Source organism: Burkholderia sp. 4M9327F10 (assembly GCF_005503145.1).
Lineage (GTDB): Bacteria > Pseudomonadota > Gammaproteobacteria > Burkholderiales > Burkholderiaceae > Paraburkholderia.
Map to the genome: position 1 here is coordinate 21545 of NZ_SCNV01000056.1, position 22609 is coordinate 44153.

The following is a 22609-nucleotide window of genomic DNA, read 5'->3' on the forward strand; positions in this document are numbered from 1 at the left end:
GCGCTGTTCGCTGGATCGATCATCACCGTGACTCGGTTGCGCCTGGATGTCAGACAAACGAGGAGCGTATGCCATGATAATATCATTATCATTGTCAACCGCCTGCCCGTGGAACACGTTTGTGCCCCAGGGAGCCAGCCGTCCCGTCGCAGGTTAATGGTCCCGGCGACAGGACGGCTGACTGACTGGTCTGGTACCGGACGGCAAATGTGGGCCGCCAGTCAGTCCGAAGACGCTACGCTCATCGCATGCGGTGAGCGGACCGAAACCGAACAGGAACGTTATTCAGACCGCAGCATGGATCACTCTCACGTGTCATTCGACGCCTATATGAATTTTCTTGCCCGGCCATCCGCGGACGGTGCGCCCGTGGTGCTGGAAACCGAGCACGCGCTTTCGCTGCACTTCGATCTGCTGGCCACGCAGAGTTTCATGTCCCGGGGTGACCCTGACAGGCTGGCGCTCGGCTACACCCGGACCATGATGGGATTCCTGCTGCTGCAGCCAGCGCCCACCAGAATTTCCATGATCGGTTTAGGCGGGGGATCGCTGGCCAAATACTGCTACCGGCATCTTCCGGAGACAAGGATAGTGGCCATCGAAATCGATCCCGGGGTGATCGCGTTGCGCAACACGTTTCATATTCCGCCCGACGACGAGCGACTTGAAGTGATCTGCGCGGACGGGGCGGAATACGTCAAGAGCAACGATGCGTGCCCGGACGTGATTCTGGTGGATGGTTTTCTGGCACACGGCATGCCCGCACAGCTGGGCAACGCCGCCTTTTACTCGGCTTGCCATGCGCGGCTCACGGGTGATGGGGTGCTGGTCGCAAACTTCGTTGACGACGATCCCCATATTCCATACTACCTGGACGAGGCGCGTTCAGTGTTCGGTGAGTCGCTGTCCATTTTCCTGGCCGAGGACAGTGGCAACTACACGCTATTTGCCTGGAAGGGTGCGCCGGGACTTCCCTCCCGGGATACGCTGCTCGCGCTTGCACGCGGCCTGGCCACGACACATCCCCTGAACCTGCGCGGGACTGCGCGCCGTTTGAAGCAAGGCGTGGGGCTCGCTTCGGACTGGACAATCGGCGAGGAGCTGATCGGCTAACGAAACTGCTGACGGACGCGCGATCTGCGCGGCCAGAGCCGAAGCGCCGCGTGACGCGCTCGCCAACATGCAAACACGCACGAAGGCGATACAGGCATCATGCAAGGGCATGACATTCAAGGTGCCGCGAACAGGGATGGGCAAGGCAGCACCGACGGTGCGTTGATGCCTGGGCTATGCCGCACCGCCGCTAATGTCCCCGCTCAGCGTGGCCACGCATCGGGCATAGATCACAATCACCCACGGAGATGCGAGGTTGATCTTCGTGTCACGGGTGACGAACCAGGATGCGTCCGGTTGGTTGCGCACAATGTCGCCGGCCTTCACAAGTTGCTGCGCGAGATCCGTGGCCATTCGACTCAATTCAATCCGCAGGCGCCAGTCGGCATGGTGATTGTGACAGCGCAGCCAGATCCTCGTGCTCTCAACGAGATGGTCGACCCGCAGCCATGCTCCCCTGGTACGAAAGGAAAATATCTCGGATAGCGTGAGAAAGCACAGCAGTTCGGCCTTCGTTTCAAGTCGGTGCATCCTGCGACCTATCATGTCGTTGCGTTCGCGACGGACGGACAACACCACGTATGCGCATCGTGCTACCTTGCCGAGGCGCGCTGGAGCAGGCCGTCAGGAGGCCTACAGTGCCGTGGAACCAGGAGCCAGCGCGATGCCTGCGCGGGATCACACCGCTGACCTGGCGCAGGTGTACGTCAGGCAGTTTTTCGGCGCGGACGCGCGCCAATTGCGCTTTTGGTCCGGTAGCTGACGCCATGCTGATCGAGGTAGTCACGGATCAGTTGCCGCACCACCTGTGAGGGTGTCAGGTCCTGCGCCGCGCAAAGTTTTTCGAACGCTTCCTTCTTCACAGGATCGATCAGAATCGTGAGTCGTGCGCTTTTCGTTTCCATGACGTGGGCCAAGTCCAAATATGTTAATTAAATTATAATGCATCGTGGGGCCCGAGTCATCTTTGTAGCGCCAGAATCACACGGCGGCCGGCGATTCCCCCTTGTATCGCCGATGCCCAGCCATTCAGCGACCGAGAAGCAAACGACGTGCAACGCGCGGAGACGGTGTGCTAAATCTCCGCCCTGGCACGCAGAAAATCCTGTCCAGCCCGGGTAATCGACACACCGCCTCGCCCATTCGCGGGGACGGATACCAACCCGGCCTTACGCAGTTCCTGCGCGACCGACCAGTTTAACGTGGGCGCATCGCGGCCGTATCGCTGCTGGGCCAGACGCTCAAGCGCCCAGATGGCTGCATGGGTCAAGGTGTTGCTGTCGTTGTGGCTTCCCACCGTCATCTTCTATCGTCGAGATTGCGCCTGCTCAAACAGGTCGCGAACATGCAGGGGTTGCCATCCATCAGCGACAGACGCATCCGCTCAGCACGATTGCTCATATCGATGCCAGTTAAATTTCTTGCCGTACTCGATGCGCGTGGCCGTCGCATGAAGATTCACTGCGTGTCCGGGCGCGAGCACGCGCGCCCGGTCGAGCATCGCTGCGAAGGACGGAAGCTCATCCGCGCCTTTCCACGCAAAAACAGTGACGTTGTGTTCACTGCCTTCGGACGGCGCCAGCGTCACCGCGTTCGCGAAGACTTCTCTGAGCGAGCGCAGGTATCGATGGAAATCCGGTTCGTCGGTCACCAGATTGGCCACCAGGACGCCGTCATCGCTCAACCTGCAGCGACAGGCTTCATAGAACGCCCTGCTGCCCAGTTCTGCGGGCAGACCATCGGCATTGAAACCATCGACCAGCAGCACGTCGGGCCGATGATCCGGAACCGTGACGTACTGCGCCCCGTCGGCGCAAACCACCCTGAAGCGCTCACTGTCACGCGGCACATGGAACCGGTCGCGCAGCGCGATCACCTGCGGGTCGATTTCGACGACGGCAATCACGGTGTCAGGCAAGTGGCGATAGCAGTATTTCGCCAGCGAGCCGCCACCCAGACCGATCATCGAGATGCGGCGCGGGAATGGCTGGAACAGCAGGAAGCCCATCATGGTGCGCGTATAGCCCAGCGCAAGGGCGTACGGATCGCGTCGCAACATGGTGCTCTGCACCCCGCGCGCATCAAAGTACAGCGAAACGACCTGGTCATTCTCTATGACCACCGGCTTGCTCGCCTTCCTCTTTCTTTTCATGTGCGTGATCGAAAAATTCCAGTGCAGGGGCAATCGGCGGGCATGGGCCACGCCCCTTGCAGCGGTCAGTCAAGAGGATTCCTGCGTACGCAGCATGGCCGAGAGCGCCTCAAGCGCTGCGGTCTCGTCAGGACCGGTTGCCAGGATGTGCAACTGCGTGCCCGGCTTTGCCCGCAGGGACATCACCGACATGACATCCTTGGCATTGACGGACCGGCCGTTCGCCATGCAGATGATGTCGCTCGCGAACCGGGATGCGTGAACGGCAAGCCTCGCCGATCCGTGTCCGTTCAAACCCCACGGGTCGCCCACCTGAACCAATGCTTCGACCAACCCCGCTCCCCTATGCATAAACGGTAACCCGGACCCGAACCCGCCGGGCGCGCTCAGTGCATCGTACCTGCGATGACCTGGGCAAAGAACGCCCGCAGCAGCGGGTCCCACTTTTCACTCCCCAAGGCGATTTCGGCCGTGTCGAGCCGCTTCATTTCCCGATCGAGGTAAACGGCGCGAAGCGACCTTGGGTGCGGCGGCCCGGCAAAGAACTGGCCATCGTCGTCCAGAAGCAAAAATGGCTTCTGCCTGTAACGGGCCCCGAGCAGGGAGGTCGCATCCAGGACATGGCGGGCCGATTCCTTCTGATAGACAAAAATGACGTTGACCCCGCATTCTTCCAGGCGGTCGCAGATATCCGAAAAACGGTAAAGCATCTGGAATCCGCGTTCGCCCGCCTTGCCCACGCCGATGACGATCAATCCGCGACGGCCCATCACGTCCCGCAGATACAGGTGCGTGTAGTCGTGGGAAAGCAGCGGAACACTTGCATCAATCACGTCGACCTCCCTGCCGCACGCGGGCATACACCTCGTTTCGCGCAAGCCCGGCCTGCAACATGACCAACAAGATTCCTGCCCAAGCCTGCTATCTTATTAGCATTTCAGGATAAGTCAATGATAATTGTATTATCATGATTTAGCGTTGCCCATTACGAATGGACGGCCAGTCTGTTCGTAGCTTCTTCCATGCACACACGCGTACGCCCGGAAAGCGTTCCTGCATCGAGGATCGATCCGGCTCCTGAACGGGCGGCTGCGCCGCGCACTGTTGAGATCAGTCGACGGCGCCTAACGGTCGAGTCGATAGACCTGCGCGCGCAGGTCGTCAACCAGTGGCACGATAGCCAGCACAATCAGCACGCCCGCAAGCGGTACCGTCGACGCGTAGCCGATGTGCTTGAATCCCATCGCACCGGTAAAACCACCGACGACGAACATGGCCAGCATCGTTCCGTGCACTTTCAGCCTCGCCCGATTCGCCAGTACGAAGGGTGCGCCAGGGTCGGTCCTCGCGGAATTCCAGTAAAAGAGCTTGCCCAGTTCGATGCCGATGTCCGTCACGATTCCGGTCATGTGGGTGGTACGGATTTCGGCACCGGACAGTTTGGTGATCATGGCGTTCTGCAGACCCATGATGAAGCACAGGAGCACAACGGTCGCTGGTACGAACAGCGTATCCCACAGCGCCAGATGACTGCCGAGCAGCCCGAAACACAGCAACAGGACGGCCTCGACCAGCAGCGGCGACGCGTACTGGCTGTGTAGCCGCCGGCGCCGCCCCCAGTTCACGAGCACGGCGGAACAGGCGGCACCCAGCAGGAACGAGATCAGCGATGCGGCGCCGGCCAGAACCAATGTGAGATCGCCCAGCGCCGCCTGGTCGGCAATCGAGGACACCACGCCGCTCATATGGGACGTGTACTGCTTCACCGCCAGAAAGCCACCGGCGTTAGTAGCGCCCGCCACGAACGTGAGCGAAAAACCAAGTTGCCTGTCTGCCCCGGTGCTCCGGTTCTTCCCGGTCAGGCTCCGGAAATACTGTGCTGGCATCGGCTAATGGCTCCTGGTTCGCGTGGTCAGACCATGCGCCGACGAAACAAACGCACGGGCACAGCAGATGGCCTTTCAGATCCGGCATCGGTTGATAGACATGTCCCCGGCGCCCCGAACAAAGCCGGCAAGTTCGTTGTGCGTCTCGCTGGATCATCCCCTGTGGAATCGGATCAATAAAGCTGCTAGGATGATAACGCAATTATCATCGACTGCTAACTTGATGCCCCTGGCCAACGTGCACTCCGAGAGGCGGGTGATGCCAGGAGATGTTGCGGATGGGTCCCCAGCGGCAACGATGCAGACTCAGCACGCGGTTGATTGCAAGACGACGAAAACAGGCGGCCGACAGGCTACCTGGGTCCGCGCGTGACGTATTGGGAGAAGTGCCATGCTGTTTGACGATACGCTTGAAGAACACCGGATGGCGGGCGTCTCGTTGCGGTGCGGGATGCACCAGCGCGTGCAGCTCATTACATGCGCTTTCGCCAATGAGCGCAGCTGCGCACTCGGTCGCTGGCTTCATGAAGAGGGCACGCGCTGCGATGAGTTTCCGGAGCTCCAGCAGTTAAGGATGGCGCATGCAAGTTTTCATACGATCACCCTGGTCATCGCGATTTCCATCACGCAGGGGCGTCTCGCCGAAGCGGCCGTCATGCTCGAGCCTGATGCCCTGTTCGAAAGCGCGACACGCATGCTCATACACGCGGTGTCGCGTTTCGAAAAACGCTCGGGTGTGGGTGCGGCACCCGCATCCAAACCCGCACCGTTCGGGCTGATACATTAAGGTCGCCGTGACGATCCGGTCGTTGCATGACGCAGGTTCGCGGCACCTGATCTGCGCAGTTTCAGGAGAACAATGAATTGTCGGCCGATCACAATCAGTTCAGACGTGCCCTGGCGGAGCGATGGGGCAAGACTTTCGGGGACCCCGTGATACACGAGGGCCTGCGCACGCGGTCGCTGTGTTTCGACGCTCTCGGCATACAAAGCTCGATGCGCAAGAGTGCTCCGCTCGAGCTCGACCTGCCGTACACGCGGGCCATGATGTCGTTCCAGCTCTTTCGCCCCGATCCCAAAGACATTTTGATCGTGGGTCTGGGCGGAGGATCACTGTCCAAATACTGCTTTCACAAGTTTCCGTCGGCACGGGTGACCACAGTCGAAATCGACGTGAGGGTCATCGCGCTACGCGAATGGTTTGTCATCCCGCCCGATTCGGAACGGTTCCAGATCGTGCACGCCGACGCGGCCGAATATCTCGCGGACAGGGCTGGTGTCGCGGATGTGATCCTGCTCGACGGCTTCGATGCGTTCGGGTTGCCTGCCAGCCTGTCGAGCCAGTCCTTCTACGACGCCTGCCATGCCGCGCTGCGTGACGAAGGTGTGCTGGTGGCCAACCTGCTGAACAGCGACCCGCGACTCGCCACCCACCTCGACCGGATACGCCGCGCGTGCGATGGAAAACTGTTCCACACCATGGCACGACGTGAAGGCAACACCATTGCCATCGGGGTCAAACAGGGCACCGTCCCTGGATGGCTTGACCTCTATGCCCGCGCTGAAGCCATCACGAAATCGATGGGGCTCGACCTGTACCGGTATGTCAAAAAAATGGAACGTCATCACCGGGCAGAGCCCGTTCCAGGATACCCTTCGTCCAACACACTGACCGTCGAACAGGGCGTCTGACGGCACCGGAGACAACGCCGATGGAACACCTGCTGGTCATCCATTATGTGCTGCTTGTGATTGCGGGCTGGCTGGTTGTTGGGGTGCTGGGACTCGCCAACCTGCGCCGCACACGGGGGGTAGCACATGGACTGTTTCCGGTCGGTGCGGTATTCGGCCTGCTTCTGTGCGGACTCGGCCTGGCGGGTGTTTTCTCAAGTCCCCAGGAAGCAGTCCTGCCACTCGGGTTGCCGGACCTGCCGTTTCATCTACGGCTCGACGGCCTGTCGGCGTATTTTCTCACGGTACTCGGCGTCGTGAGCACAGGCGTGAGCGCGTTCTCCGCCGGCTATTTCCGCAAGGGCGAAGGCACGCCACCCGGATTGCTGTGCTTCGAATATCACGTGTGCCTTGCGAGCATGGCCGTCCTTTTGCTGGCAGACGATGCGTACTGCTTCATGGTTGCGTGGGAGACGATGACGGTTTCAGCCACCTTCCTCGTGATGACCAATCACCGTTTCGCCGAGATCCGTCGCGCTGCCTGGCTCTACTTCCTGATCTCCCACGTCGGCGCGCTGGCGCTCCTGCTGTGCTTCGGCCTGTTGCAGGCCAACACCGGCGACTATACGTTCGCCAACATGCGCCAGCAGCATCTGGACGTGTTCTGGGCGTCCATCGCGTTTCTGCTGGCACTGTTCGGTTTCGGCACAAAAGCAGGCATTTTCCCGCTGCATGTCTGGCTGCCGGAGGCTCATCCGGCGGCGCCGTCGCCGGTATCGGCCCTCATGAGCGGGTTCGTCCTGAAGGCCGGACTCTATGGCGTGCTGCGTACGGTGTTCGACCTGCTGCACGTGCAGATCGCGTGGTGGGGCGTGCTCATGCTGATGCTCGGACTCTTCACCGCCCTGTTCGGCGTCGTGTTCAGCGCCATCCAGACGGACATGAAGCGGCTGCTTGCGTACTCGTCGATCGACAACATCGGCCTGATGTTCGTGAGCATGGGGCTGGGGGTCCTGTTTCGCGCCTACGGGATGAACGCGCTGGCCGCCTTGTCGTTGACTGCCCTGCTCTACCAGATCGCCAGCCACGCAACGTTCAAGAGCCTTTTGTTTCTCGGCACAGGTACGGTGCTCCATGCGACAGGAGAGCGCAATCTTGGGCGCCTGGGCGGCCTGATCCGTTTCATGCCTTGGACCGCCTGGGCCGTTCTGATAGGTGCACTTGCCAGCGCAGGCCTGCCGCCATTGAGCGGCTTCGTCTCCGAATGGCTGTTGCTGCAGAGCTTTCTGTTCACGCCGGGCCTGCCTGACCCGTTCCTGAACATGGTGGTCCCGCTCGTTGCCGCGCTGATCGCCTTGGTGGCAGCGCTCGCGGGCTACACGATGGTCAAGTTCTTCGGCATCATCTTTATCGGTCAACCTCGCGAGGCGAAACTGACCGAAGCGCACGACGCAAGCCCTTGGGAACGCGTCGGGTTTACATGGCTGGTTGCGATATGTGTGCTGCTCGGGTTGTTGCCGGTACAGTTCGTGACAGTTCTGGATCGCGTCACGCAGGTGCTGGCTGGCGCGGGCATCGGACCCACCGTCGCGCGCAACGGCTGGCTGCTGCTCGCCCCTACCAGTGTGGATCGTGCCAGCTACATGCCAGTGGTTTTCCTGCTGTTTTTCTTCGCGTGCTGCGGGCTCGCGTGGGTGCTGGTACGCCGTCTTTATCATGGACGGCTGCGACGTGCTGCCCCCTGGGGCTGTGGCCATCCATTCGTGAATGCTCGCATGCAGGACACGGCAGAAGGGTTCGGGCAGCCAATCCGTGAAATCTTCACGCCGCTGTTCAGGATCGAACGTCGGCTACCTTCACCGTTCGACGAACACCCCGTGTACAGCGTCACCGTGACAGATCGGGCGTGGTCCCTGATTTATGAGCCGATCGAGCGGCTGGTCAGGCGCGTCGCGGCACTGGCCGGCCTGCTCCAGACAGGCCGCATCGCGGTCTATCTGATGCACAGCTTTCTCGTGCTGATCGTGCTGCTGATGCTGGTGAGGCGATGATCACGCTCTCCGGATTACTGTCCCAGGGTCTGGAGATCCTGCTCGCACTGGCGGCGGCTCCCCTGCTGACCGGGTGGGTCAACATGTGCCGCGCACGGTTGCAAAACCGCCGGGCGCCAAGCATCTGGCAGCCCTACCGGATGCTTCACAAGCTGTTCAACAAGGAGTCGGTCGTCGCCGACCACGCCAGCCCCATATTTCGCGGCGCGCCGTATATTGTCTGGGCCTGTATGACGCTCGCCTGCGCGATCGTGCCCACCCTTTCAACCGACCTGCCCCTGTCGCCCGCCGCTGACGCAATCGCACTGGTGGGTCTCTTCGCGCTGGCCCGCGTCATGATCTCACTGGCCGCGATGGACATCGGCACCGCGTTCGGCACGCTCGGCGCGCGGCGCGAGATGCTGGTGGGCTTCCTCGCGGAGCCTGCCTTGCTGATGGTACTGTTTTCGGCGTCGCTGATTACGCGGTCCACCCTGCTGATCAGTATCGTCGCCACGCTCAGCCATCGCGAGCTGGCGATCTATCCGAGCCTCGCGTTCGCAGGGATCGCATTCACGATGGTGTCGCTCGCCGAGAATGCGCGCCTGCCGGTGGACAACCCGACCACGCACCTCGAACTGACGATGATCCACGAGGCGCTGATCCTCGAATATTCAGGCCGGCACCTCGCCCTGCTGGAGTGGGCCGCGAGCCTCAAACTGTTCGCGTACTCCTGCATCGGTCTCGCATTGTTCATTCCGTGGGGCATCGCCGAGGCCGGCAATCCGATGGCGCTGCTGCTCGCCATACCGCTGCTCTTCGTCAAGTTGCTGGTGGGTGGCGCCGCACTGGCGGTAGTTGAAACGACCAACGCGAAGATGCGCATTTTCCGCGTACCTGAGTTTCTCGCGACAGCCTTCCTGCTGGCCGTCATCGGGATGCTCGTTCACTTTCTGCTGGGGGCCTGAATGCACGGGTTCGCCACGCAGATCATCAACTTCCTGGCCGCCATCCTGCTGCTGCTGTCGTTTGCGATGCTCAGCCAGCGCAGGATCCTGTCGTTGATTCACCTCTATACGCTGCAGGGCCTGACGCTCGTGTCAGCCAATGTCATCCTGGGATACGTCACCGCCGACGTACACCTCTACATCTCAGCCGCATTGACGCTGGTGCTCAAGGTCGGCCTGATTCCCTGGATTCTTTACAGACTGGTCCGACGGCTCAACGTCAAAGCAGATGTGGAGTCGCTCCTCAATATTCCCGCCACCCTGCTGATCGGCATCGTACTCGTGATCGTCGCGTTCAATGTCGCGTCGCCGATCAGTCAGCTCTCCTCGTCGGTCGCGCGCGGCACGCTCGGCATCGCACTTGCCTGCGTACTGCTGTCATTCATGATGATGATTACGCGCGCAAAGGCGATATCGCAGGTGATCGGCTTCCTGTCGATGGAAAACGGCCTGTTTTTTGCCGCCGCCGCGGCAACGAACGGCATGCCGATGATCGTCGAACTCGGCATTGGACTCGATGTGCTGGTGGGCATCCTGATCCTCGGCGTGTTCATGTTCCAGATCCGCGAGCAGTTCGACAGTCTGGATATTCATCACCTGGAAAAACTCAAGGATGACTGAAGCCTGGGTACTGCTGCTGGTTTTCGGGATCCCGCTTTTCGCGGGCGCATGTCTCGCGCTCGTGGGACAGCACCATGTCGCCGCCGAGCTTAATGTCGGGTTCAGTTTCCTCACATTCGCGGCCGCCGCGCTGCTTGCCGTGCAAACCGAGGCGCACGGGCCTGCGTTCGCGCTGGGTAAGCTGTTCTTCGTCGATCCGCTCAATGTGTTCCTCGTCGCGCTGACGGCCTTCGTCGGCTGGACCACGTCGATCTTTTCGAGGCCGTACATGCGCATCGAGCGTGACCGCGGCAAGATGACCGGCCCTCGCATGCGCCTTTATCACAGCATGTACCAGCTGTTCATCTTTGCGATGCTGCTCGCGCTGCTGACCAACAACATGGGCATCCTCTGGGTCGCCATGGAAGCGGCCACGCTCGCGACGGTGCTGCTCGTCAGCGTCTATCGCACCGCAGCCAGCCTCGAAGCCGCATGGAAGTATTTCATCCTGTGCGGCGTCGGCATCGCGCAGGCGCTGTTCGGCACGATCCTGCTCTATCTCGCCGCGAGCCGGCAGCTTGGCGGCGGCGATGCGCTGCTCTGGACCAGTCTGAACGCAGTCAAGGGCAGTCTCGACCCGACGATCATTTCGCTCGCGTTCGTGTTCCTGCTGATCGGCTACGGCACTAAGGTCGGCCTCGTGCCCATGCACAACTGGCTGCCTGACGCGCATGCCGAAGGCCCCACGCCGATTTCCGCCGTGCTGTCCGGCCTGCTGCTCAACGTCGCGCTCTATGCGGTGCTGCGCTGCAAGGTGCTGGCCGATGGTGCACTCCACAGCGGCCTGCCGGGACACCTGCTGGTCGGGTTCGGACTGGTCTCGGTGCTGGTCGCGACCTTTTCGCTGTTCCGGCAGAAAGACGTCAAGCGGCTCTTTTCGTATTCGTCGATCGAGCACATGGGCCTGATGACGTTCGCCTTCGGCCTTGGCGGCCCCATCGCGACCTTCGCGGGCCTGCTGCACATGACGGTGCATTCGCTCGTCAAGTCGGCCATCTTCTTTACCGTCGGGCATGCGGCCCAGAAGGCCGGCACCCAGGCGATCGACGACATCCGCGGGTTGTTACGCGTGAGCCCAACCGTCGGGTGGGGCATGATGCTCGGCGCGCTCGCGATCCTGGGCATGCCGCCATTCGGCGTCTTCGCGAGCGAGTTCCTGATCCTGACCACCGCGATGAGCAAACTGCCGTGGGCCACGCCGTTCCTGTTGCTCGCGCTTGCAGTCGCGTTCGCGGCCATCTTCGTGCGCGTGCAGGGCATGGTGTTCGGCGACACGACGGCCAAAGTTCTCGAACACCCGCCAGCGTTGCTGCCCGTGTTCGTCCATCTCGGCATCGGTTTGATGCTCGGGCTCTACATTCCGCCCTATCTTGCGACGTGGTATCGGCAGGCGGCGGCCATGATCGCGGGGTGACACATGCGCATCGAGGCATTCGGGTTTCCCAACCTGGTTCGCCTGTCCGTGTTCGCGGGCAGGTCTTCGGCTTTTCTCGCACGGGTCGATCATGACACGTGGACCCGCACCGCCGGCACCGTGCGCGAGACGGGTGGCCGTCTGATCTCCCTGTGGGGTGCCGAAGAAGCGCCAGGCACATTCGCGATCTCCGCAGCTTACGCGCTGGAAGACGGAATCCTGTGGCTTCAGTTGCCGGTAGGCGACGGGCATGGGGACAGCGACGGATACCCGGCTATATCGGCAATCTTTCCGTGCGCGACACGCATGCAACGGGCTGTCTACGATCTGGTCGGGCTGCGTGCGATCGGCGCCGAAGATACACGGCCATGGCTGAATCATGGCAACTGGCCTGTCGATTACTTTCCATTGCAGAAATTGTCCTCCGGGACCGAGCGGTTTCAATCCCAGGAAGCCGACTATCCGTTTGTCCACGTCGAGGGTGACGGTGTCCACGAGATTGCCGTCGGTCCGATCCACGCAGGCGTGATCGAGCCCGGACACTTCCGCTTCTCGGTCGTCGGCGAAAAGGTGTTGCGCCTCGAGGAGCGGCTGGGCTATGCGCACCGGGGAATCGAGCGGCTGTTCGAGCACGTGCCAGCGCTCGACGGACACCGGCTCGCAGGACGTATCGCCGGAGACACAACGGTCGCCTTTACCTGGGCCTATTGCATGGCGGTCGAACGGGCACTCGATGTCCAGATTCCGCCACGCGCGCAGTGGCTGCGCGCGCTGCTGCTCGAGCGCGAGCGCATTGCCAACCATCTGGGCGATCTGGGTGCGCTGGGTAACGATGCCGGGTTCGCATACGGTCTCGCACGGTTTTCCCGCCTGAAGGAAGACTGGCTGCGCCTGAACGATCGGGTTTTTGGACACCGCTATCTGATGGACCGGATCGTGCCAGGGGGCGTGGCGACGGACATCGATCCGCGTACCATCACCGCGATGCTGACGCAGTGCGACCAGATCGACGCGCAGGTTCGTGTGATGCAACGCATTTACGACGATCAATCGGGGCTGCAGGATCGTTTTGCAGGCGCGGGCATACTTTCCGCCAAGGTGGCGGAGCACTTCGGCGTGTGCGGGCTGGTCGGACGGGCAAGCGGCCGGAAAACCGATGTGCGTGTCGATCACCCTTACGCGCCCTACCATGAGATTCAGGCGCAGATGGTCAGCGATGACCGGGGCGATGTGGCAGCCCGGGTCGCGGTTCGCTTCGGCGAAATCTACGAATCCATCCGGTTGATTCGCACCCTCCTGGCCGATCTGCCGGGTGGGGAGATCGTCTCCCGGATTGAACACGTCGGCTCTCCATCCTGCGGGGTCGGCTGGATCGAAGGCTGGCGCGGCGATGTCTTCGTCGCACTCGAGACCGGAGCTAGCGGGACCATTTCGCGTTGCCACTGCCACGACCCGTCGTGGCAGAACTGGCCAGCCCTGGAACACGCGATCATCGGCAATATCGTTCCGGATTTCCCGCTGATCAACAAGTCGTTCAATCTGAACTACGCGGGACACGACCTGTAATGTGGCAACTTCTCAAACAGATCGCGACAACTGGCACGCCGACTCTGCGCGTGCCCGAGGGCGATGACGCATGGCGGGCCGAAGGCCACCGGATCCAGCAGGAAATACTCGATGTGCTCGGCCGGGCGCTGTGCATTCGCGAGGTCGATGCAGGCTCCTGCAACGGCTGCGAACTGGAAATCCATGCGCTCAACAACCCGTACTACAACGTCGAAGGTCTGGGTATCAGGTTCGTCGCCAGTCCCCGCCATGCCGACATGCTGCTGGTCACCGGCCCTCTGACATTGAACATGAAGGAAGCGGTGCGGCGGGCCTACGAGGCAACGCCCCACCCAAAGCTCGTCGTCGCGGTCGGCGAGTGCGCCTGCACAGGCGGCATGTTCAGGGAAAGCTACGCCGTGTGTGGGCCACTGTCTAACTTCTTGCCTGTCGACGTCACGATACCGGGTTGTCCGCCGCCTCCCATCGATATTCTGAGGGGCATTCTCACCGCGCTTCGTACGAAACACGCAACCTCCCCGCCATGATCACGGTCCGGGACACTCGCCAATCATGGTGTTCATGGGTAAGGGTTCCGCACGGAGCCCACGTGTGATGACCGCCCCAGTGTGCCACGCTGATATTTTTAGGGACGACGCGCGATGAGTGAGCAATTGAACCGGCTGAAAGCAATCGGCAGAGCGTGGCCACAGGTGCTGACGATCATCGTCTTCATGGTGGCAATCAGCCTGCGCTTTCCACTATGGTTTGTGATGCTCTCGGCCATCGTCAACGGCACCGCCCTGACATACCTTACGCGGCACTTCGCTTCCCGGCGGTCCCGCACGGGTGGTGACCCGTTCCTCGGCGTCATCGTGATCGGCAGCGGACTGGCGTCGATTGCCCTGACTCTGAAGTGGTGGGCCGTGGAACGGCAGTTAAAGCTCGCGCCCGGTGTGCTCCTGCATATGGCCGGCCATACAGAGGCAACTTCAGATCCAGCGTTGGCGTGGTCTAGCGTCCTGACCCAGTGGAGCTCCTGCTCGATCTTTCTGGTGATTGTCGCGGTGTGGGTGCTGGGCAGCGGACGTGCCGAATGAATACCGAACCGGCTCAGTACGTCGCCGACGTTTTCCGTGCACGCGCGAAAGCCTGAAGTCAACGGTCACCGTTGCCAGCCTCGTGGTGGTGCCGGTGATGGAGACGATGGGGGCTAGATGCGCACCCGGGATGGCCGCGAGCGAAGTGCGGGCGACAATGTACGTCTGGGGCGGAGACGGCTTTGATTCAGTCGATGGCGTGCTGGATTCCACAACACAACCCGCACCGGTCTATGTCGGCTCCCGGACGACGAGAACCGGGATCTGGCAGTGCGTCAGCACCTTCTGGGTCTCACTGCCAAGCAACACGGCGCGCATGCCGCCTCGGCCGTGGGACGCCATGACGATGAGATCACAGTTTCGTTGCGCCGCCACGCTGATAATCGCCTCGTACGGGTGAGCGCGGTTCCTGGTGAACGTATCGCACTCGACCCCGGCCTGGGTGGCCGCTTTTGTGACGACCATGAGGTAGTCATCCGCATGCTGTCGGGCAGCCTGAATGAACTGGTCCTCGGTGTCCGCGATCACTTCGGCGCCGTACGCCAGGACATGGAATTCCGGGATGACATGAAGCCCCGTAACCTTGGCGCCACTTTCCCTCGCGAGCGTCACCGCCATCTGGATCGCGGCTTCGGAGAGGGCCGACCCGTCAGTCGGCACCAGCAGATGCTTGAACATGCGTTTCTCCCTGCGGCCAGGCCTGTTCGTCCTGACGTCCTGCCCGGAGCCCGCCGCTTAAGCCAGGCACTCCTGAATCAAGTCTATTTCTTTCAGTATAGTTAGATTTACGATGCGTGGAAGCGTGGAAGGTTGATTATTTCCGTGACAAAGTGCCGCGCGCCGACCTCACCTCTCTAACCGTTGCCCTCCGCTGCGGCAATGGCAGCGCCGTGCGCGATCAGGCGGCTTAGACGCTCGTTCGCCCGAAGAATTGCCTGAAGACGGGTTTCCCTGAGTTGCCTGTCATACTCGTTGATGACCGTAGAAATCAGCCCAATCACTTTGTCCGGGTAACTCCAGTCGCCCTGCGTTTCTCCACGATCAAAGATCGCGGCCACTTCCTGCTCCGCCTCACACACGCTGGCGAGAGCGAGTAGTCCGTGTCCGTCCTCCGTGAGATAACGGGTCATCACGATAACCATATAAAGCCGCCGCGTAATGGACGCGTCGCCGTGTCTGCCGCGCGCAGCCTCGAGTGCCATCCGGTGCTGAAGCATGAGTGCATCTACGTCGGCCCGTGGCATGGGCAGAAAGAGTGCTTTGCCTCGAGTGGCCAGAGCATTCCCGAAAGTCTTGCGTGCCATCAAAATTCTGCCTGTTTGTGCGTAGCTATTCGGAGCCGTAGCGGGCGTTGTCGGCAATCAGGACCACACGCCCTTGCATCGGCAATGTGAGCCACGACCCTTTCGCCCGCCCGTTTATTGAATGAAAGTGATTCCGGTGACGAGACCTTTGCCTCTCCTCCGAAAGAAGTCCATCGCGCCAGCCCGCAGCCTCTCTCAGGTTCGTCCGCCCCTCGAAATCCGCAAACCGCTTTACCGGCGAGTTCACTGGCCTTTATTCAGAAACCTGTCCCTTTCGCAAGATTCCTCGACAACGATCTAAAGCCCACTAGACTTACCGGGTCATTAGCCCCTGGCGGCCGCTTACGTCCTTGCTGTTGCAATTGCGTCTTGTGTCAACCGCAAAGGTGAGGCACGGTTTTTCATGAACGCCCTGCCTGCGAGGGTAATCGACAAGCTGGTTCCGATGTGCGACTGGTCCAACCGGGCCCGCGCAGATCCGCGGAGACGGCACGCCCGCATATCGGGCCCCGCTGGGAAAGCTCTTTCAAGGCGGCCACTGTGAATCTGACTTCGCACTGCGGTGACATTCAATCTGTATTGCTGGATACCCGTCGGATTCCAGGGTGCTGGACAGAAATGTCTGCAGCAAATCGGCCCATGCGTTGTCCTGCAGATCGATGTTCGCTGCGACGATCAGTCGCAGGCCGCGATCCATGTGCGCAAAGCTCAATGAGCCCGCCTGCTGCGGCCGTCGGAAGAAATGTCCATCCCCGTCGAGCAGCAAAACGGGGCTGCCCTGGAAGCGGCTACTTGCGACGGACAGTGGGTCCAGCACGTGTCGTGAGGATGCCTTCGGGTAGATCAGGACAAGATTGACACCTGCCCTCACCAATTGTTTTCCAATGCAGTTGAACCGATAGGCCATCTGGAAGCCACGCTCCCCGCCTTTGCCCACGCCAACGACGACAATTCCGCGGCTACCCACCTGCTCCCCCAGCGACGTGGGTCGACGGTCAGGAGATAGCAATACTCCGTCCAGATCAAACATGGCGATGTCCTCGTCGGGCCGGTTCCGGTTGTGTTCAGCAACGCCAGGTCAGGACGTAACCGACGTTTGCCCTGGAAAGGGTAATTATAGTCGAGTTCTATTATAATAGAATGTGTGTATCGAAACGTCACTCCAGGTGGCCGGGCGAGACGATGCGAGCGGCTCACGCATTGGTTTCTTGCACGCTTCGAATAACCTGAAGGGAGAATGTATGTCGGATGTACCGCCGTGTCCCAACTGTGCCCAGGAGAACACCTACCCTGACGGCGCGCTAAATGTTTGTGCTGATTGTGGTCACGAATGGTCGCCCCATTCGATGCCTGCGTCGGACGACCTGCCGGAGATGAACGTCATCAGGGACGCAAATGGGAATGCCCTGTCAGACGGAGATTCGGTGGTTCTGGTAAAGGATCTGCGTGTCAAAGGTTCCTCAATCACACTGAAGGTGGGTACCCGCGTTAAGAGCATTCGTCTGGTGGAAGGTGATCACGAAGTGGACTGCAGGATGGATGCGGGCAGTTTCATGCTTAAGGCGTGCTATCTGAGGAAGGTCTGATCAGGTGCGTGTGACAGGCATCACGACAGTCGCGCGAGCAAGTTAGGCTGGATATCCGATCGTTTCACCTGCCAGGATGAATGCTTGAGATGAGTGATGATTGGGCATCTTATGATGCGTTTGTTGAGTTTTTATCGACACCGCTGGACGACGGACGGCCGTTCGTGCTGGAAACGAGGCGTGGGGTATCGTTGCATTTTGATCATTTCGCGATACAGAACTCGATGTCGCGCAGGTCGCCAGACGAACTCGTTCTTGGCTACACGCGCACGATGATGGGGTTTCTACTCCTCCAACCCCAACCCCAGCCCCAACACATATGCATGATCGGCCTGGGTGGCGGATCGCAGGCGAAATACTGCTATCGCCGCCTGCCTGAATCCACTATTACCGCAATCGAAATCAGCGCTGAGGTGATCGCCCTGCGCGACGTTTTCCGGATACCGGCGGATGATGGTCGGTTCAAGGTGATGTGCGCTGACGGAGCGGAGTACATGCGAGACGCCGCCGTAGCGACGGACGTGATCCTGGCCGACGCATTCGGCGCGCGCGGGATCTGACCAGTGCGCGAACTTCGAGTTCTTTACCACGTGCCGCGAGAGATTGACGGATTCTGGCGTACTCGTTGTCAATTTCACTGGCGACGATCCAGGATTGCCGCTTCACGTGCAAAAACTTGAAGCGGTGTTTGGCATCTCGTATGCGCTTGTGTCCTGCAATGGGGGGCGAACTTTGTCGGCTTCGCCTGGAAGGATGCGCGTCAATTACCGTCAAGGCAAGCGTTGCTGACACATGCGCGGTCCATGAGTTGGGTAAGCGATCTCCGTTTATCCGCAACGGCCAGACGCCTGAAAGACGGCGAGTGTCTAGACTGGAGGCGTCTGGTTCAGCCTTCACATGGAGACGTGTGCTGGAGAATCGGCGCCTGAAATTTGGGTAAGTCCTCCCGTCTAATTGGCTACACCTCGGCAACGATGTGGATACGATTAAAAGTGGAAAGCGCTTCCTGCGTAGAGGGAATCCATGAGACTCGGGACTTGAATGCATGGAACCGCGAGTCCCTATCACCCAGCATCAGTTAGTCATCTCGAATAGTGAGATTTCATGAGTCCAGCCAAGTTCGTACTTCGTTATACCGCAGTGCCACTGATTGCGATTGTTGGCGTGGTCATCTGGACTTCCATACCTTCGTCAAAGGAAATCGATGCGCGACAATACGCGGCACTCTCGGACGCGTATACAGATTTTCCGCCACAGTTTCGGCGTGAGATTGCCAGTGCAATGAAGCATGACCAGATTGATGATTGGGACTATCAGGCACTTGCACGCCAATCGCTGAAGGATGGTATCGCGTTGGACTGGCCGGCGACCGGCGCAAGTGATGTGGTAGCGGAGCGCCACAAGCTGGCTGCCCTGGTTCATTCAGATCCTTACCAGTCAGCAGGAAATCAGAAATGAAGGACGTTCTCGTAGCAATCGCATTCGCGCTGATCATCGGTAGCCTGATTTCTGCGCTGTATTTCATGAACCACGACCGTGGACGCACCGGAAGGATGGCTTGGTCGCTTGCAGTGAGGGTGGGGCTGTCCATCACCCTGTTTCTCAGTTTATGGGTCGCACATTGGCTGGGTTACATCGACCCGACCGGAATTCCGATTGGTCGGTGAGCCGACGGAAATGTATGCCATTGAGACAAAATAGGCGTCTCGATGGCGTCACTACATATCCCATTTATAAGGTACAGCGACGTTGCTGACCGCTGCGCATGACCGGCGCCAGGCGCTGGCGAACGCGCTTGCCCTCGGGGCTCCGGTCAGATTGCGCTCACAGCCGTCCCATTTGAGCCCGGCTTGAGACGGATGTCAGTCGAGTCCCGCGCGGAGTTTCCGTCCCGGCATGGTCTGGAGAAAGCAGTCGCCGGCAGGCGGTAGGCGGTAGGCGGTAGGCGGTTCCGCGCAGCCTGTATACGGCGAGCATCGACAGGACGGCGGAACAGTTCCGTACAGGGACAATGCCCCCAGGCAAACACATTTACAGAATATACTAATGTTATTAACATTGTAAGCATCTGATTTGCACCGTCTCGCGAAGTTGCCGTGGTTTGTCCAGGATGGTGTCCACCAAATCATGGTGGGAGCTAAAGTGAACAAATCTGACAGTGATATGTCGCCTGTGTTGAGGCGTCCTTTCTATCGGTCCTGCGCAGGCTGAGTCTATTTCCTCTGTAAATCCGAGATGATTTCGTAGAACGGTCGACCGTACGACTAGTTTGGGCGGCTCCGACCGGTGATAGCAGCGCCGGGAGCGAAAGCAACTCTGGAAGGTTCTCTGCCGCAAGTGTCCGGGACAGGATCTTCTGACTTTAAACGAGGCCGGACCTTGTCGCCTGCAGGTTCGATGCCGCTAACCACTAGAATGCCTCGATCACCCGGTGGCGAAAGCGAACAACCTGCCGAAACCGACGATTTTCGCAGTGAGCCATTGTCCGGAAATGTGGATCGAATTTAATTTTTCTATAGCAAGAGGTCGCATTGGTGTGGCCCTGTCCGGATAGCAGCGAACTTGAAGTCGCCGCGGTCTTGACAGGTATCAACGGCCGGCTTGACTCGCGCGATTCTCTCCTTCCGTTGTTCGCGTCTGCTGTAAATCAGTGGCGCAGCTTCGGACCAGTATCACCGGGCACGTCGCCATGCGCAGGAACTGCTCAGCGACGCTGCCAAGCACCGCCCTGCCGACGCCGTGCCTGCCGTGCGTACCCATCACGACAAGATCGGCGTCATGGCGTTGTACAAACCGATGGAGGCAACTCGGGATATCGTCCTCCGGGCTCTTCGTTTCCTCGATTTCGGTATCGCCCGCCACCCCACGTTCGGCCATCACCTTGCGAGCAGCTTCCAGTGTGATCTGGCCGTCCTCACGGAGCACTTTGCGGAGCGCCTCCGGGTCGTAATAACCGGAGTACGGTGAAACGCGCCATGGGTTGACGATGTATACGGCATGAAGCCGCCCTTGAGCGAGCGCCGCGATGTCGAGTGCTTCGTCCAACGCGCGATTCGATGCGTCACTTCCGTCGACGGCCAATACGATCTTGTGATACATGATCTTATGCCCCGAGAATCGCGCGCCTCTATCACAATACTTCCGAATCGAGGCGCTTCGCGCTTGACCATTTATATGCCGGGCATCACCGGGTAAGGTTCGGTATGGTCCTCCACCCGTTTCACCCCGGGAATCCCTTCTGCCGCAACGCGAACTGCCTCTACTGCTTCCGCCGAGTGAAAGATGCCCCACAAATGCACGACACCATCGTTCACGACAATGTTGCGTCCAGCGAAGGCCCACTTATGCCCAGCCAGTTCACCCATTAGCGTCGCACGGATATCCGCGTCCGAGAGGGCCGCGTCCTCCGCTGGCTCTTCGGGCATGCTGGCCAATGCCTGAACAAGATTGGCGCGGCTCACGATACCGACAAGCTGACCCGCTTTTGTCACGGGAACCCGCTTGATACGCCGTGTTTCCAGAATGCTGGCTACTTCGCTCAGGGGCGCGTCTTCGCTTACAGACACGACTTCGACAGTCATAACGTCTCGAACTTTCGGCGCATGAGTCTTGATGTAGTCCCTGGCGTCATCTGTCGAGGAAAAAAATTCGAGCCACGACGAACGCTGGCGCGCGTCGGTGCCGATCTCTACCCGGCGCAGCAGATCGCCTTCGCTGATCATGCCTGCGACATGCCCTTCCGTATCTATAACGGGTGCGCCGCTAATTCCTTTATCGACAAAAATCCTGGCAACGTCGCGCACGGTCATGTCTGGCGTGACGGATATCACGTTGCTGGTCATTACTTCGGATGCACGCATGGCAAGTCTCCTGAACTGTCTCATTCCCGGTTTCCCTACGAGGCCAGATCATCGGTATACAGCGCCGCCTGGCAGTGCCGTCGCCTGCCAGAGTCCACAACGCATCGACAGCATGCACACCGCGCGCTCATAGGCGCCAGGTGCAAGCGACGAGACGATCGACAAGCGATTTGGCTTCGCGTGTACTCAGGTTATGCGCAGAAGGGGGGCTGACATTTGACATGGATCATTCATGCGACTGGTGCGCGGACCTTGCGCTATGAGCGTGATTTCCAGGGCCACGCAGGATAGATCGGCACAGTTCCTTCAACGCTTTCCCGTCCAGCATCAGATTGACCGCCGTTGCGTTCGACATCGGCCGTCCACCCGGGCTCGTCTGCCTGGGCGCTGCAGAGATCGTTAGCCGTCGCATCGGCTAACGCTTCGCCCTTCACGCGATCCGAGTATGCGCACTTTCCAAACCATGGTACTTCAGTCTGCATGGCGGCGACATAGGCTAGCCATCCGTCCAGATTGCCAGCAAAAAGATTCCGTTGAACCGAAGTGGCGAGGCGCTCCCCATCGAGATCGGCATCAAGCAACGCCTGCGGCCATATGGAGAATGCACGGGCAACCTGCGCGACAAACTCGCGCAAGGTCGTTTGTGGCGATAAGTGCGTCAGTAGCGGGTGGCCTCCCAAGGACTCGCTTGCCGCCGCCAGTTCGCGTACGGTCATACGATCCTTGCCGCACCTCTGCAGAGTGTTCATTGCTTCGAGCACGTCTCCGAGGTGAATCAACAGCGCTCGTCGGTCGAATGCATCATTCATATGTCGTGTCCTGCCAAACCTGGCCATCCAATGCCTGTTCTTTACCGTAGGCATTCAAACGTATGGTGGGACTATACCCGGATGCGTCAGACGCGAGCGTGAGATGCGCAGCCTTGCAAGGCTCGTTGGGGTGGAGGGTCTCTTCCTCCTACCCGTATTCTGACTGTGCAACGCAAACTTGCCGCGCGCTATTCACCGGCCTAAACCGACAGCGTCTTCGACATCTTGAGGTGCACCCAGACCATCCCTTCGCGCAAGCCGTCGAGCATTGCTTCACGCTCAGTCGGGAAAATGCGGCTGTGCGTGAACTCGTGTTTGAAGACGCCCTCAGGCGTATTGTGACTAAACTGGATCGTGCAGGCGAAGCCGCCAGTCGTCTGATGCGTCACCGCCGAAACCGACCAATCGCTGTCGCAGACGTTACCCGAAAGCGCCATGAGTCACTCCTGATCTTTCGGGCGCGCGAAGCCCA

Annotated in this window: 27 protein-coding genes and 1 pseudogene; 14 read left to right on the forward strand and 14 right to left on the reverse strand. The window is 60.0% G+C overall.

Going from position 1 to position 22609, the window contains the following annotated elements; genetic code table 11:
* Positions 1-297 precede the first annotated feature (297 nt).
* Positions 298-1113, forward strand: a complete 816-nt coding sequence (locus FFS45_RS33050) for a fused MFS/spermidine synthase (protein ID WP_137958882.1) — start codon at positions 298-300, stop codon at positions 1111-1113.
* 174 nt (positions 1114-1287) lie between these two features.
* On the opposite strand, the gene FFS45_RS33055 is transcribed toward FFS45_RS33050, so the two are convergent.
* The 7 genes from FFS45_RS33055 to FFS45_RS33085 all read right to left on the reverse strand — a co-directional run bounded on the left by FFS45_RS33055 (position 1288) and on the right by FFS45_RS33085 (position 5151).
* Positions 1288-1644 carry a hypothetical protein gene (locus tag FFS45_RS33055; RefSeq protein WP_137958845.1) on the reverse strand — a complete coding sequence of 119 codons (357 nt, stop codon included), beginning with the start codon at positions 1642-1644 and terminating at the stop codon, positions 1288-1290.
* A gap of 176 nt (positions 1645-1820) precedes the next feature.
* Entirely contained in the window at positions 1821-2018 is a 198-nt protein-coding gene (locus tag FFS45_RS33060; RefSeq protein ID WP_011493367.1) for a ribbon-helix-helix protein, CopG family, read from the reverse strand.
* A gap of 170 nt (positions 2019-2188) precedes the next feature.
* Positions 2189-2416 (reverse strand): hypothetical protein, encoded by a 228-nt coding sequence (locus FFS45_RS33065; protein WP_137958846.1) that lies wholly within the window; start codon positions 2414-2416, stop codon positions 2189-2191.
* Positions 2417-2497: 81 nt separating this feature from the next.
* Positions 2498-3265, reverse strand: a complete 768-nt coding sequence (locus tag FFS45_RS33070) for a fused MFS/spermidine synthase (RefSeq protein ID WP_137958883.1) — start codon at positions 3263-3265, stop codon at positions 2498-2500.
* Between the two features lie 69 nt (positions 3266-3334).
* Positions 3335-3598: an HPr family phosphocarrier protein gene (locus FFS45_RS33075; protein ID WP_236066758.1), complete on the reverse strand. Its 264-nt coding sequence runs from the start codon at positions 3596-3598 to the stop codon at positions 3335-3337.
* Positions 3599-3651: 53 nt separating this feature from the next.
* Positions 3652-4098 carry a hypothetical protein gene (locus tag FFS45_RS33080; RefSeq protein WP_171029817.1) on the reverse strand — a complete coding sequence of 149 codons (447 nt, stop codon included), beginning with the start codon at positions 4096-4098 and terminating at the stop codon, positions 3652-3654.
* 291 nt (positions 4099-4389) lie between these two features.
* On the reverse strand, positions 4390-5151 hold the full coding sequence (locus tag FFS45_RS33085; RefSeq protein WP_137958849.1) for a YoaK family protein: 762 nt from the start codon (positions 5149-5151) through the stop codon (positions 4390-4392).
* A 391-nt stretch (positions 5152-5542) separates the two neighbouring features.
* On the opposite strand from FFS45_RS33085, the gene FFS45_RS33090 reads away from it, so the two are divergent.
* From FFS45_RS33090 to FFS45_RS33130, 9 genes are all read left to right on the forward strand, one after another.
* Complete coding sequence (locus tag FFS45_RS33090) at positions 5543-5938, forward strand: CZB domain-containing protein (RefSeq protein ID WP_137958850.1); 396 nt, start codon at positions 5543-5545, stop codon at positions 5936-5938.
* A gap of 77 nt (positions 5939-6015) precedes the next feature.
* A complete protein-coding gene (locus FFS45_RS33095) occupies positions 6016-6843 on the forward strand; it encodes a fused MFS/spermidine synthase (RefSeq protein ID WP_137958851.1) in 828 nt (275 codons plus the stop codon).
* A 20-nt stretch (positions 6844-6863) separates the two neighbouring features.
* A complete protein-coding gene (gene hyfB / locus FFS45_RS33100; RefSeq protein WP_137958852.1) occupies positions 6864-8873 on the forward strand; it encodes a hydrogenase 4 subunit B in 2010 nt (669 codons plus the stop codon).
* The gene (locus tag FFS45_RS33105; RefSeq protein ID WP_137958853.1) at positions 8870-9820 is read left to right on the forward strand and encodes an NADH-quinone oxidoreductase subunit H; all 951 of its coding nucleotides are present in this window, start codon (positions 8870-8872) and stop codon (positions 9818-9820) included. Before hyfB ends, FFS45_RS33105 begins: the two co-directional genes overlap by 4 nt.
* Entirely contained in the window at positions 9821-10480 is a 660-nt protein-coding gene (locus FFS45_RS33110; protein ID WP_137958854.1) for a formate hydrogenlyase, read from the forward strand.
* Positions 10473-11933, forward strand: a complete 1461-nt coding sequence (locus FFS45_RS33115) for a hydrogenase 4 subunit F (RefSeq protein WP_137958855.1) — start codon at positions 10473-10475, stop codon at positions 11931-11933. Before FFS45_RS33110 ends, FFS45_RS33115 begins: the two co-directional genes overlap by 8 nt.
* 3 nt (positions 11934-11936) lie before the next feature.
* The gene (locus tag FFS45_RS33120) at positions 11937-13499 is read left to right on the forward strand and encodes an NADH-quinone oxidoreductase subunit C (protein WP_137958856.1); all 1563 of its coding nucleotides are present in this window, start codon (positions 11937-11939) and stop codon (positions 13497-13499) included.
* Positions 13499-14026 (forward strand): NADH-quinone oxidoreductase subunit B family protein, encoded by a 528-nt coding sequence (locus FFS45_RS33125; protein ID WP_137958857.1) that lies wholly within the window; start codon positions 13499-13501, stop codon positions 14024-14026. Before FFS45_RS33120 ends, FFS45_RS33125 begins: the two co-directional genes overlap by 1 nt.
* Positions 14027-14140: 114 nt before the next feature.
* The gene (locus FFS45_RS33130; RefSeq protein WP_137958858.1) at positions 14141-14578 is read left to right on the forward strand and encodes a hypothetical protein; all 438 of its coding nucleotides are present in this window, start codon (positions 14141-14143) and stop codon (positions 14576-14578) included.
* 231 nt (positions 14579-14809) lie between these two features.
* Here FFS45_RS33130 and FFS45_RS33135 read toward each other — a convergent pair whose 3' ends face one another.
* The 3 genes from FFS45_RS33135 to FFS45_RS33145 all read right to left on the reverse strand — a co-directional run bounded on the left by FFS45_RS33135 (position 14810) and on the right by FFS45_RS33145 (position 16912).
* Positions 14810-15256, reverse strand: a complete 447-nt coding sequence (locus FFS45_RS33135; protein ID WP_137958859.1) for a universal stress protein — start codon at positions 15254-15256, stop codon at positions 14810-14812.
* A 176-nt stretch (positions 15257-15432) separates the two neighbouring features.
* Positions 15433-15882, reverse strand: a complete 450-nt coding sequence (locus tag FFS45_RS33140; protein ID WP_137958860.1) for a hypothetical protein — start codon at positions 15880-15882, stop codon at positions 15433-15435.
* 526 nt (positions 15883-16408) lie between these two features.
* Complete coding sequence (locus tag FFS45_RS33145) at positions 16409-16912, reverse strand: hypothetical protein (protein WP_137958861.1); 504 nt, start codon at positions 16910-16912, stop codon at positions 16409-16411.
* A gap of 211 nt (positions 16913-17123) precedes the next feature.
* Here FFS45_RS33145 and FFS45_RS33150 point away from each other — a divergent pair, with 211 nt between their 5' ends.
* The 4 genes and pseudogenes from FFS45_RS33150 (at position 17124) to FFS45_RS33165 (ending at position 19135) form a co-directional block, all read left to right on the forward strand.
* A complete protein-coding gene (locus FFS45_RS33150) occupies positions 17124-17468 on the forward strand; it encodes a zinc ribbon domain-containing protein YjdM (RefSeq protein ID WP_137958862.1) in 345 nt (114 codons plus the stop codon).
* An 89-nt stretch (positions 17469-17557) separates the two neighbouring features.
* Positions 17558-18397 (forward strand): annotated as a pseudogene (locus FFS45_RS33155) (spermidine synthase).
* 175 nt (positions 18398-18572) lie between these two features.
* Positions 18573-18926: a hypothetical protein gene (locus FFS45_RS33160; RefSeq protein ID WP_137958863.1), complete on the forward strand. Its 354-nt coding sequence runs from the start codon at positions 18573-18575 to the stop codon at positions 18924-18926.
* Positions 18923-19135 (forward strand): twin transmembrane helix small protein, encoded by a 213-nt coding sequence (locus tag FFS45_RS33165; protein WP_137958864.1) that lies wholly within the window; start codon positions 18923-18925, stop codon positions 19133-19135. Before FFS45_RS33160 ends, FFS45_RS33165 begins: the two co-directional genes overlap by 4 nt.
* Before the next feature lie 922 nt (positions 19136-20057).
* On the opposite strand, the gene FFS45_RS33170 is transcribed toward FFS45_RS33165, so the two are convergent.
* The 4 genes from FFS45_RS33170 to FFS45_RS33185 form a co-directional block, all read right to left on the reverse strand.
* The gene (locus tag FFS45_RS33170) at positions 20058-20567 is read right to left on the reverse strand and encodes a universal stress protein (protein ID WP_137958865.1); all 510 of its coding nucleotides are present in this window, start codon (positions 20565-20567) and stop codon (positions 20058-20060) included.
* A 71-nt stretch (positions 20568-20638) separates the two neighbouring features.
* Positions 20639-21328 carry a CBS domain-containing protein gene (locus FFS45_RS33175; RefSeq protein WP_137958866.1) on the reverse strand — a complete coding sequence of 230 codons (690 nt, stop codon included), beginning with the start codon at positions 21326-21328 and terminating at the stop codon, positions 20639-20641.
* A 257-nt stretch (positions 21329-21585) separates the two neighbouring features.
* On the reverse strand, positions 21586-22137 hold the full coding sequence (locus FFS45_RS33180) for a hypothetical protein (RefSeq protein WP_137958867.1): 552 nt from the start codon (positions 22135-22137) through the stop codon (positions 21586-21588).
* Between the two features lie 200 nt (positions 22138-22337).
* Entirely contained in the window at positions 22338-22574 is a 237-nt protein-coding gene (locus FFS45_RS33185; protein ID WP_137958868.1) for a UDP-glucose 4-epimerase, read from the reverse strand.
* Positions 22575-22609 lie beyond the last annotated feature (35 nt).